At 68.9% G+C, this 1,480-nt stretch carries 2 protein-coding genes; both read left to right on the plus strand.

Going from position 1 to position 1,480, the window contains the following annotated elements; translation table 11 throughout:
* Positions 1–306 precede the first annotated feature (306 nt).
* Positions 307–1,044, plus strand: a complete 738-nt coding sequence (locus tag KDL01_RS41060; protein ID WP_212534134.1) for a hypothetical protein — start codon at positions 307–309, stop codon at positions 1,042–1,044.
* A 36-nt stretch (positions 1,045–1,080) separates the two neighbouring features.
* Entirely contained in the window at positions 1,081–1,254 is a 174-nt protein-coding gene (locus KDL01_RS41065) for a hypothetical protein (RefSeq protein WP_212534135.1), read from the plus strand.
* Positions 1,255–1,480: the final 226 nt, after the last annotated feature.

A 1,480-nucleotide genomic window follows, 5' to 3' on the forward strand; every position in this document is an offset into this window, starting at 1 on the left:
GGTTGTCCGCCTCCAGACACCCCACCATCAGCTCGTAGTAGCCCTCGAACTCCCGCTCGCCCGCCCCGTGAGGATCGAACGACGTGACATCGATCTGCACCGAGATCTCCCTCCCTGACCGGATTGCTCCCGCCTGACGATCCTAAGGTTCCCGAGCATTGATTTTCCGGTTTTCCGGACTTTTCCGGAGCGGGCCCGGATCCGTTGTCCGGGGGGTGGCGGGCGGCCTAGAACGGAGGTCGAGGCGCGAGTGGCGGGGACGTGGTGTCCGGGGCTCGCGCGGTGTTGGAGTGGAGGGTGTTCGGCATGGCTCTGTTCAGTCGGAGGGAGGCCGGGGCACGGTTGCCGGCCGACGTCGTCACGCGCATGGATCTGTTCGGGCAGTACGAGTTCGACTCGACCCGGCTGGCGCCGGGGATCGACGTGTGGTCGCAGCTGCAGAGCCCGTTGCTGGAGTTCGCGCAGGCGGATCCGGCGGGGTTCGTGGAGGCGCTGGTCGCGGCGGTGCGGCCGGGCGGGGGGTGGGCGCTGTACGGGGCGTCGCGCACGATCGGGAATCTGATCGCGTACGACTACGAGCATCCGCGCTACGCCGAGGTGCGGATGGCCGCGCTCGAGTTCCTGCGCGCGAACGGCGTGCCGCCGAAGTTCCTGACCGGAGGGGACTGGGACTTCTGGCTGCGTTCGCGCACGGGGGACGAGCCGTGGCTGACGGGGGCGCCGCTGCCCCCGGCGGACTCGACCCGGATCATCCCGCTGGGTGCTGGTGAGCTGCGGCGGCTGGCGCAGGTGACCTCGGAGGAGGACTCGAACGTGGTGTACGTGCGCTGCGAGCCGGACGGCACGCACGTGGCCGTGGTCGAGGGGCGCAAGAGCGACGAGGACGAGAGCCGGGTGCACTGGGACTGGCTGCGCGCGGACTCGGCGTACGCCCTGTACGCGCACATCGGCGACGCGTTCCAGACGCCGACCTACTGGGTCGCCCCGGAGCTCGCGCCGTTCATCCCGCTGCCCCGGCCGAAGATCCAACACTCCGTTTTCTGATCCGACCACGTTTTCCAGCGAAAGGGGAACACGACCATGCCGATGGGACCTACCTGCCGCGTCTGCCGCCGCCTGATGTACCGGAAGGTCAGCGAGCGCAAGGAGGCCAAGGGCTCGACGATCGTGTATGAGTGCTCGAACGACGGCTGCGCCAACTACATCCGCAGCGGCTACCGGCTGCAGGAGAAGGTGTTCGAGGAGCGCCGGTAGGGCGAGAGCGATAAGGCTTGGCGGGGGTGTCGCGGCGCCCCCGCCAAGCCCTTTTTGTTGTTCACGTCCGCATCAGAGTGCTTCGGATCCGTTCAGTGAATCTGCATGAGCCGCTCCCACCTGGCCGCGGCCCGGCCGGCCCGCCGGGCGCCGCAACCAGCAAACGCCCACGTCGGGACCGGGCGCGCGGGAGGCTGGAATACGCTGGAGTACTCCAGGGCGGGTC

Origin of the sequence: Actinospica durhamensis (assembly GCF_018139695.1) — a bacterium.
In the GTDB taxonomy this organism is placed as follows: Bacteria; Actinomycetota; Actinomycetes; order Streptomycetales; family Catenulisporaceae; genus Actinospica; species Actinospica durhamensis.

Excerpts from the sequence above, each read along its gene's own strand:
- KDL01_RS41060 (WP_212534134.1), top strand. The coding sequence starts at position 307 with ATGGCTCTGTTCAGTCGGAGGGAGGCCGGGGCACGGTTGCCGGCCGAC.
- KDL01_RS41065 (WP_212534135.1), top strand. The coding sequence starts at position 1,081 with ATGCCGATGGGACCTACCTGCCGCGTCTGCCGCCGCCTGATGTACCGG.